The 9,244-nt window shown below is 71.4% G+C and carries 10 protein-coding genes and 1 pseudogene; 4 read left to right on the forward strand and 7 right to left on the reverse strand.

Annotated features, from left to right (window positions below; all coding sequences use genetic code 11):
• Positions 1-333: 333 nt before the first annotated feature.
• A complete protein-coding gene (locus tag COGEMETH_RS03525) occupies positions 334-1,149 on the reverse strand; it encodes a rhomboid family intramembrane serine protease (protein WP_238181243.1) in 816 nt (271 codons plus the stop codon).
• A 470-nt stretch (positions 1,150-1,619) separates the two neighbouring features.
• Between COGEMETH_RS03525 and COGEMETH_RS03530 the strand changes: the two genes are divergently transcribed.
• The 3 genes from COGEMETH_RS03530 (at position 1,620) to COGEMETH_RS03540 (ending at position 4,114) form a co-directional block, all read left to right on the forward strand.
• The gene (locus COGEMETH_RS03530; protein ID WP_238181244.1) at positions 1,620-2,258 is read left to right on the forward strand and encodes a PAS domain-containing protein; all 639 of its coding nucleotides are present in this window, start codon (positions 1,620-1,622) and stop codon (positions 2,256-2,258) included.
• Positions 2,259-2,387: 129 nt separating this feature from the next.
• Positions 2,388-3,014 carry a PilZ domain-containing protein gene (locus tag COGEMETH_RS03535; protein ID WP_238181245.1) on the forward strand — a complete coding sequence of 209 codons (627 nt, stop codon included), beginning with the start codon at positions 2,388-2,390 and terminating at the stop codon, positions 3,012-3,014.
• Between the two features lie 473 nt (positions 3,015-3,487).
• Positions 3,488-4,114 carry a transglutaminase-like cysteine peptidase gene (locus COGEMETH_RS03540; RefSeq protein WP_238181246.1) on the forward strand — a complete coding sequence of 209 codons (627 nt, stop codon included), beginning with the start codon at positions 3,488-3,490 and terminating at the stop codon, positions 4,112-4,114.
• Between the two features lie 6 nt (positions 4,115-4,120).
• Here the strand turns inward: COGEMETH_RS03540 and COGEMETH_RS03545 are convergent, their stop codons facing one another.
• Positions 4,121-4,438, reverse strand: coding sequence for a hypothetical protein (locus tag COGEMETH_RS03545; RefSeq protein ID WP_238181247.1), 318 nt, complete (start codon positions 4,436-4,438; stop codon positions 4,121-4,123).
• A gap of 311 nt (positions 4,439-4,749) precedes the next feature.
• Between COGEMETH_RS03545 and COGEMETH_RS03550 the strand changes: the two genes are divergently transcribed.
• Positions 4,750-5,451, forward strand: coding sequence for a transglutaminase-like cysteine peptidase (locus COGEMETH_RS03550; RefSeq protein WP_238181248.1), 702 nt, complete (start codon positions 4,750-4,752; stop codon positions 5,449-5,451).
• A gap of 23 nt (positions 5,452-5,474) precedes the next feature.
• Here the strand turns inward: COGEMETH_RS03550 and COGEMETH_RS03555 are convergent, their stop codons facing one another.
• The 5 genes and pseudogenes from COGEMETH_RS03555 to COGEMETH_RS03575 form a co-directional block, all read right to left on the reverse strand.
• On the reverse strand, positions 5,475-5,804 hold the full coding sequence (locus COGEMETH_RS03555; RefSeq protein WP_238181249.1) for a DUF6949 family protein: 330 nt from the start codon (positions 5,802-5,804) through the stop codon (positions 5,475-5,477).
• A gap of 215 nt (positions 5,805-6,019) precedes the next feature.
• The gene (locus tag COGEMETH_RS03560; protein WP_238181251.1) at positions 6,020-6,232 is read right to left on the reverse strand and encodes a DUF3126 family protein; all 213 of its coding nucleotides are present in this window, start codon (positions 6,230-6,232) and stop codon (positions 6,020-6,022) included.
• A 115-nt stretch (positions 6,233-6,347) separates the two neighbouring features.
• Complete coding sequence (cysE, locus tag COGEMETH_RS03565; protein WP_238181250.1) at positions 6,348-7,202, reverse strand: serine O-acetyltransferase; 855 nt, start codon at positions 7,200-7,202, stop codon at positions 6,348-6,350.
• Positions 7,203-7,479: 277 nt separating this feature from the next.
• A complete protein-coding gene (locus COGEMETH_RS03570) occupies positions 7,480-8,397 on the reverse strand; it encodes a helix-turn-helix transcriptional regulator (RefSeq protein ID WP_283214955.1) in 918 nt (305 codons plus the stop codon).
• 301 nt (positions 8,398-8,698) lie between these two features.
• Positions 8,699-9,244, reverse strand: a pseudogene (locus COGEMETH_RS03575) (lytic transglycosylase domain-containing protein); the annotation flags it as partial.

Here is a 9,244-nt window from a genome sequence, read left to right on the forward strand (position 1 = left end):
TCCTGAGCAACCTGCGGATTCGCGCCACTACGAGCGCGGAGCTAGCTGGAAGGCTACCGACGGTGGCGTCGGGATTCCCGCGGGGCGTCTGCCCCGACAGGACCGACGACACGGGGCCGCAGGATCGGAAGGCGCCGGAGACACCGCGACGACAAGATGGACGGCCGGTCCGACGACGGGACCGTCCGGCCACGGGGCGCTGCGGGGATCGGTATCCGCGCGCACTACCAACCAGGGTCCCCGCGGCGTCCCGCGTCCCCTGCTCCCGGCCATGCCCCCGGCGGATTTTTTCATGATCCGCGCGGGGCCGATGCGGCATGCCGAATCGGGACCTCAGCGAGCCCGCCGCCCGTCGAGGAACGGAAACAGGAAGAAGCCCACGACGAAGCCGCCCAGATGCGCGTCCCAGGCCACCGCCGCACTCTCCGAGCCCAGCGGCAGGGTGATGACCCCGAACAGGAGGTTGGTCGCCAGCCAGATCGCCAGGAACGTCACCGCGGTGCGGTTGCGCATGAGTTCGGGGATGGTCTCGGCCGGCCGGCGCGGGGGAATCTGCCAGGGCTGCGTGCCGTAGCCCGAGACCGGGGGCTGGAACACGAAGCGGGCGGCGGCCGCCATCAGGGCCGAGACCCCGGCAGACGCCCCCACCAGCGGCGCGGCGCTCAACGGGTCGATGGCCACGTGCAGCGCCCCCCCGGCCACGGTGCCGGCGAGGCCGATCAGCCCGTAGCGCCAGGCCCCGCAGCGCCGGGCCACCGGCGAGCCGAAGGCGGCGAGCCACACGCTGTTGAAGATCACGTGCGGCCAGGAGCCGTGCAGCAGGGCGTAGGTGGCGAAGGTCCAGGGGGCGGCCGACGGATCGGCGACGATGTAGCGGGCGAAGGCCTCCCGCGCCATCGTGAGGTCGGCGTCCCCCGCCGCGCCCGCCGCCCGGATCAGGTCCTCGGCCCTGGAGGGGTCGAGCCAGACCGTCCAGCGGGCGGGCACCAGGGCGAGGTCGAGGGTGAGGCGGATGTCCCAGAGGTCCGGCAGCAGGAACTCGCGCACCGCGTGGATCGCCAGCAGCAGGCCGATCGAGGCGCTGACCACGCCCGGCAGGTTGAAGACGGGCACGCGGCTCTGGCGCGGGAGATCGGGCGAGGCATCCATCGCCCCACCATGTCGGCCTCCGGCCCGGCGCCGCAAGCCCCCGCGCGCGTGACCGAACGCCTTGGGCGGCCCGGGCGCGTCCGGAAAAAAGAGGGGAGGGCCGCCCGTCCGGGCGCCCTCCCCCAAGCGAGGGACTCCCCGACCGCCGGGGACGCCGCCCGGATCACGGGGCGGTGCGGGTCCGCTGACCCGATCCCTCCGTGTCCCTCGCAAAAGCGACCACGGAGGCGTGGCCGCCGCCCCGCTGGCAGGGCTGGTCACGCGTTCGTGAAGATAGTCGCCGAACGGCCGGGCGGACGCAATCTCAACCGGATCTTAACCTTAACGAAGGGTTACCCGCGCCCCGCCACGGGCCGGGGCATAGGGTGTGCGCCGGTGGGAGCGAACCGCCGCCGGAGCGCCCGCAACCCTTGCGGGATGTTCCGATCCGGCACCGATACCGCCACCGCCGTGCACCGATCCGGGACACCATGAAGCATCCGACGAGCCGCATGCTCCACGCCTATTGGGACCGCCTGCGCGGGGAGCGCGCCGCGCCCGAGCGGGCCGAGATCGAGCCGGGCCAGATCCGCCACCTGCTGGCTGACAGCCTGATCCTGGAACTCGACCTGCCGCTGCGCAGCGCCACCCTGAGGCTCGCCGGCACCCGGATCTGCGCCCTGTTCGGGCGGGAGCTGAAGGGCGTGCCCTTCGCCGGCCTGTGGCGCGGGTTCGACGGGGCCGGCCTCCCCGTGGCCCACGGGGCCGACCCCTGGCGGATCGTGGAGATGGTGGCCCTGGACACGGCCGGCGTGGTCGCGGGCCTGCGGGGCACGACAGCGGCCGGCGAGAGCCTCGACCTCGAACTCGTCCTCCTGCCGCTTCGCCATCACGGCCGGACCCACGTGCGGGCGCTGGGGACGCTGAGCCCGGTGCTGGCGCCGCCCTGGCTCGGCCTGCATCCCCTGGTCCGCCTGGAGACCACCACCCTGCGGGTGCTGTCGGCCGCGGCACCGGACTCCGTCGGGGACGGGCTGCCCGGTCCGCCCCATCCCCTGCCGGCGCCCGCCAACGACCTCGCCCCGGTGCGGCGCGGGCACCTCCTCGTCCACCACGGCGGACGGCCCTGACCGCTCGCGGCGTCGTGCGGCACGGAAATCGCCCACGTCGGCATTTCGTGTCGCGCGGCAAAGGCTTTCGTAACGGGCCTGGGCCTAGACAGGCAGACCGGACCCGAAACACGCCTTGTCAGCCCTGGAATGATCGCGGTCGACGCACATCGTGAGATCGCCCCGCACCGAGCCGGGCGCGCATCCGACCAGCGCCGCCACCAGCGGGTGGCGGTGGCCATGCTCGGCCGCTACATGCTGGCCGACCGGCGGGAATACCCGTGCCAGACCGTCGACATGTCGCCGGGGGGCGTCCGCCTGACCTGTGCCGTGGTGGGCGAGATCGGCGAGCGCGTGGTGCTCTACCTGGAGCAGATCGGGCGGATCGAGGGCGTGATCGTGCGCCACCCGCCGGGGGGCTTCGCCGTCCAGCTCAGCGCCACGCCGCGCAAACGCGAAAAGATCGCCTCGCAGCTCACCTGGCTCGCCAACCGCGACCTGCTCGGCCTGCCGGAGGGCCGCTCCCACGAGCGCATCACGCCGCTGCAGCCCGGCGTGGTGCTTCGGCTCGAGGGGGGGCGCGAGATCAACGCCCGCATCATCGACTTCTCGATGTCGGGTGCGGCCATCGCCAGCACCAGCACCCCGCCGATCGGCACCCCGGTCACGGTCGGCCGTACGCCGGGCCGCCTCGTGCGCTACTTCGAGGGCGGTTTCGGCGTGCAGTTCCTGCTGCCGCTCTCGCCCGACCGTTTTCACGATCGCATGACGCTCTGATCTGACTCGGCTGTGCAGAGGCGCGCCCGAATCCCGGTCGCGTCGCCTGCGCCGTTCCCTGTCCGGCGTGACTGCGCTTCCCCTCTCCACCAGGGCTACGGCGTATACAGGCTTCGATAGATCGCCCCCTTGAGCGGACACGCGCCGAACGCGATTCCGTTGGTGATGTCGCGTTTGCAAACCTGTCTACGTCGTAGCCACGAGGGGAGCGGTGGCCCGTCGTGCGGCCACGGACCATCCCGGACGCGATGTGTGCATCCGCTGGCCGCGCGTGCCGCTGCGAGCCGCACGCCCTCAGGGTTTCCGCATCCTGAACCCCGACCGCACAATCCGCGGGATCGCCACAGCCTCCGGTTCGGGCTGTCGCGCGGTGAGGCGCGGCGCGGGGCGGATCGATAAAATTGCGCGTATCCGCTTCAGGGCGGGACAGGTGGCGCGGCGCCATCGTGACCTCACCAACGAGGGTGGTCGCGATGTTCACGAGGTCGGTTCGGACGGTTGTCGGCCTCGGTGCGCTGCTCTCGCTTGCCGCGTGCGAGGTCCGGGCCGAGGTGTTTCCCGCGATGCCCATCGCCGAGGTCGGCGCGACGCCGCTGGCTCCCGCCAAGCCGATCGCGGCCTGGGTCTCGTTCTGTCAGGGCTATGCGGCCGAATGCACCCTCGACCGGGCCGAGCCCGCCCGGATCGGCCTGAATCCGGCGATCTGGAACACCATCGTCTCGGTCAACCGCCGGGTGAACCGGTCCGTCCAGGCCATGACCGACATGGAGCATCTGGGCACCCCAGACCGCTGGGACCTCGCCGAGGACGGCATCGGCGACTGCGAGGACTTCCAGCTCCTCAAGCGCCACCTCCTGGCCCAGGCCGGTTTGCCCAAGCGCGCCATGCGCATGACGGTGGTCATCGACGAGAAGGGCGAGGGCCATGCCGTGCTGACGCTGATCACCGACCGGGGCGACCTGATCCTCGACAACAAGACCAGCCAGATCCTGCCCTGGCACCGCACCGGCTACGTCTTCATCAAGCGTGAGAGCCAGGACGCGGTCGCCTGGGTCTCGCTGGGCGGCGTCACCTCCCCGGCGACGACCGCCAACCGCTGACCGCGCTCAGGCCGCCTGGGGCAGCTCGGCCTCGGGCAAGGCGATCTCGGGCAGTTCGATCTCGGGAACCACGGGCCGGCTGCGCAGGCGGCCGACATGGGCCTCGACCTTCCCGACGAAGCCGGCGAGGTAGGGCGCGACGCCGCGCAGGCCGGCGAGGTCGCGCAGCAGGATGTCGTGGGCCAGCGACCGGTCGGCCTGCGTCGGCGCGGCGGCCAGGAACATCTCGACGGCATGTTCGGCCAGGCCGAGCGCCCCGGCCCGTCCGTCCTCGCCGAGGGCGCGGATCACGTGGTGGATGGCGGGTTGCGACACGGTGCTCATGGGTCCTGGCTGCTCGGTGGCCGAAATCTTGCGGCGTCTGGATCGATGACCACGCGCCGTCTCCGGTGCGAATCATCCCGTCGGGTGAGCCTCGTCTCAAGCCGGCAAACCCGGCCTGAATCAAGGGCCGCAGGTACGTGCGCGGATCTCGCATGCCGATGGTGCATGCCTGCGCGACCCGGCCGCAACACTGTCCCGGATCGGAACCGAAGGCGGGTGGCCGCGTTTACTTGCGCTTCACTTTCCGATTGTGCGCCGCGAACGGCCATGCAAGCTTCGTCGTCTCACGATCGGACGGCGGAGCATCGAGCATGCGACACGCGGTGGTCCAGGGCGCATCGCTGACGGGCGCGGTCTCGTCCGGGCCGCGATGGCCGGTTGTGATGCGGCGGGCGGCGCGGATCGCCTGTTACGGCCTCGTCGGCTCCATCCTGATGCTCGGCGGCGCCACGACCCAGGCGCGGATCGGCCCGATCGTGCCCGAGGACAGCGTTGCCGTCGATACGGCCCCCGGCGCGCGGCCGGTGTCCGCCTGGACCGAGTTCTGCCAGCGTCTGCCGGACGAGTGCACGGTCGACGTCGCGGAGCCGGCCCTCATCCCCCTCGACGCCGCCCTGTGGCGCACGCTCTCCAGCGTCAACCGCCGCGTCAACGAGCGCATCAAGCCGATCACCGACCAGGCCCACTGGGGCGTGGTCGACCGCTGGGACTTTCCCGACGACGGCTTCGGCGATTGCGAGGATTATCAACTCCTCAAGCGGCGCATGCTGGTCCAGCGCGGACTGCCCCGGCGGGCGCTGCGCATGACCGTGGTGATCGACGAGATCGGCGAGGGCCACGCCGTGTTGATGGTGCGCACCGACCGGGGCGACTTCATCCTCGACAACAAGACCAACACGGTGATGGCCTGGCGCAGGACTCCCTACGCCTACATCAAGCGCGAGGGCCAGGACGGCCGGGCCTGGGTCTCCCTCAACGGCGGCGGCTCGCCGGTGGCGACCGCCAACCGCTGACGCCGGCCATCGTGAACTCGGAATCAGGCGCCGACGATCAGGGCGGCGAGGTTGAGGGCCAGCCGGCCCGAGAGCAGGCTCCAGCCGCAGGCGATCATCGTCGCCAGCATCACGAAGGGGATCGGCCTGCCCTCGATCCTGCGCCCGCGCAGGGTGTTGCGCAGGATGATGAAAGGCGCGCTGAAGGCCAGCATCGGCAGGGCGGCCACGGCCGCGACACCCCCGCGCTCCAGCAGGCTGAAGCTCGCCCGCCGCTCGGTGAACATCTCGAAGGCGCTGGCCAGAAGGCCCGACAGGGCGAGGCCGACGCAGAGCGTCTGCAGCGACTCGATGGCGGTGGGGGTGAGAACCATGACGCGTACGCCCTTCCGAGGATCGTGCGCAGTCTAACCCGATCGTTTACGAAACGTTAAGCACGCGTGTGGGTTAGCGTTAACCGGTGCACAGGCTCTGGAGCGCCCTGCGAAGCCGCCACCCGGTCCGGTGGACCGGGCGCGGATCTCGGCTTTCCTCGAGCGCCGCGCGGGCTTGATGAGACCCTGTCCGCTTTCATCAAGCGGACAGGGTCTCATTCCTCTTCGAGGTCGATGTCGAGGATGGCCATCCGGAACACGAAGGAATCGTCGCCGTCCTCCTTGTCGTCGGCGATCACGCCGATCGACTCCTCGCCGATGAAGACCTCGGCCGTATCGCCGGTCTTCATCCCGGCGAGACGGATGTTGTTGTTCGCGAACTTGCGGCGCAGGTAGTCTTGCAGCTTCGCGATCTCGGGCTTGGTCACGCTGTGTCGTCTCCTTGGCCGTGTGCCGTGCGGCGTCTGATCAGGCGGCTCGGGCAAGGAGCCCAGCCCGTGGCTGGGGCTTGCCACGGGTGGCGCGGGGCGGCAAGCGCGACCGTCAGATGCCTTCGCCCACGTGCAAAAACTGGTCGATGGCGACCAGCTGGTCCATGGCGCGGGCCGGCTCCGCGCAGCCGGCCGTGCCGACGACGCGGGCCGGCACGCCGACCACCGTGGTGTGGGCCGGGACCGGCCGCAGCACCACCGAGCCCGCCGCGACCCGAGCGCATTCCCCGACCTCGATGTTGCCCAGGATCTTGGCGCCGGCCCCGATCATCACGCCGCGGCGGATCTTGGGGTGGCGGTCGGCCCCCTGCTTGCCGGTGCCGCCCAGCGTCACCGCGTGCAGGATCGAGACGTCGTCCTCGATCACCGCCGTCGAGCCGACGACGAGGCCGGTGGCGTGGTCGAGGAACACCCCCCGCCCGATCCGCGCCGCCGGGTGGATGTCGCACTGGAACACCTCCGAGGAGCGGCTCTGGAGGTAGAGGGCGAGGTCGCGCCGGCCCCGGTTCCAGAAATGGTGCGCCAGCCGGTGGGCCTGCAGGGCGTGGAAGCCCTTAAAGTAAAGCACCGGCTCCAGCGCCCGGAAGGTCGCCGGATCGCGGTCCATCACCGCGACGATGTCGGCGCGAAAGGAGGCGCCGATACCCGGATCGGCCTGGATCGCCTCGTGGAAGCCGTGGGCGATGAGTTCGGAGGGCAGCGAGGCGTGCCCGAGGCGGGCGGCGACCCGGTGGGCGACGGCGCCCTCCAGCGAGGCGTGGTTCAGGATCGTCGCGACGATGAAGGAGGCGAGCTGCGGTTCCTCGCGCAGCACCGCATCGGCCTCGCCCCGCAGGCGCGTCCAGACCGGATCGCACACCGACAGGGCCTCGCCCGCGGGACGGCTGACGCCAGGGCTTGCTGACATGGGCTGCTCCTCGACATCGTCCGCCTCGGGACCCTGGCCCGAGGCATCGCCTTCGCGGCCGCGGCAGGATGGATGGTTCCCTCCTAACAGCCACGCGGCCCGAAGAAAAACCATCCTGCCCCGGGTGGGTTGAGAACGAACGAATGCCCCGCTGCGAACGGTTCGGTCGCGGTGGTGCGGTCGTCCTAGCGTGGGGTCGATCGCCCGCCCGATCAAGGGAGGCGGCCGCGCCTCCGGAGACGGCGGAGGCCGGTGCGCAAGCCGCGCCGCGGCCGGATCAGCCCGCGATCCGTTCGACCAGGCCGTAGCGCGCCTCGATGATCGCCACGAGACGGTCCACCATGGTCTCGACCGGCACGTCGGAGGTGTCGACGGTGGCGGAGGCGCGGGCGTAGAGGGGCTCGCGGCTGGCGAGCACGGCGCGCAGTTCCAGCATCGCCGAGGCATGGTCGCCCGTGGTGGCGAGGTGGCCCTGGTCGCGCACCCGCTGCATGTGCTCCTCGGGGCGCGCCTTCAGCCAGACCGTGTAGAAGGCCTGGAGCAGCAGGTCGTAGGTTAGGGGCTCCGCCACGATGCCGCCGCTGGTGGCCAGGATCAGCGGGCCCGGATGCTCGGTGAGGCGGCGCAAGGCCGCCTGTTCCAGGCGGCGGTAGCCCTCCTGCCCGTAGATCGCGAAGATCTCCGGCACCGAGAGGGCGTTCTCGCGCTCGATCTCGGCGTTCAGTTCGACGAAGGTCCAGCCCATCCGCTCGGCGGCCAGTCGCCCGAGGGTCGACTTGCCCGCGCCCCGCAGGCCCGCCAGCGCGACCCGCGGACGCGGCACGCCGTCCGTCCGGCTGCCGCCCGCGAGGATGTCCTTGGCCGCGGAGACCTGGGAGGGGGAGGCCCGGCTGAGCAGGTCGCGCAGCACCGGCCATTCGGGGGCGGCGTCGTTACCGGTGATCAGGTCGTCGAGCCGCACGCCCATGGCGTTGGCCACCCGCCGCAGCAGGATGATCGAGACGTTGCCCTGCCCGCCCTCGAGTTGCGCGATGTAGCGCTCCGACAGTCCCGAGGATTGCGACAGGACTTTTCGCGAGAGCCCGCGCACCGTGCGCGCATGGCGGACCCGCCGGCCCAGGTCGGCCAGGAAGACAGCTTCTTGTTCCACCACGCCGCTCATGGCGCCGTCCGCCTTCCCGTCGCGCGACGCCAAGGGCGATGTCCCGCCCGCGCTTCGCTATGAAATTCGCACAGCCCGTGTCTTCAAGGCGCCCGGAACGTGGCAGGCTTATGCCCGATCCGATGGATGAAGACCGACGTGTCCTGCCCTCGATGATTGTATTGCGCCGGTATTCTATCGTGGATCACGATCCGTCGACAGGACGAAGCGTTCCGCTCCATTCGATATGCTGGCGTCGCCCCTATGTGTTGCGGACGGGCGCAGGGGTCAAGCGGACAGGCCGATCGTTGTGTGGGCAACCTTGCCTTTTCGGTGGTCGTTCGGCCCGTCCCGACTACTGGGCGGGCGGCAGGGCGGTGGCCTCGCGCACCGGTTCGGCGGCCGGCGCCTTGCGGGCGACCACGACCGGTCTGGCGATGGCGGCGAGCATCTGCACGGAGGGGCGGCGCGGCGGCAGGGGAACCTCGACCGCTTCAGTAGCGGTGGCGACCGGAGCGGCGGCCGGCTCGGGCTGCGACGAAAGGCGCAGTCCGGCGAGGTGCGTGGCGGCCGGAGCGAGGCTCGCGACCTGAACGGGGCCGCCCAGATCGTCCGGACGCCGCGGCGGAAGGGGCACGTCCACCGTCTGGGTCGCGGCCGGAGCCTGGGCCGTCTGTACAGGGACGACGGGATCGGGAACGAGGCTCGTGACCTGGACCACGTCCGCGCCGCTGAGCGAGGCGGGCCGGCGCGGGGGCAGCGGGACCTCCACGGTCTCCGACGGCACCGCCGACAGGGCCGGCGCGTAGGCCAGCGCGGTGCCGGCGGCGGTCAGGCTCGGATCGGACGGTGGGCGGCCGGTGAACAGGCTCGCCACCGCGCTCGCGGAGGCCGCCACGGG

This window comes from Methylobacterium trifolii (assembly GCF_022179685.1).
Classification (GTDB): Bacteria; Pseudomonadota; Alphaproteobacteria; order Rhizobiales; family Beijerinckiaceae; genus Methylobacterium; species Methylobacterium trifolii.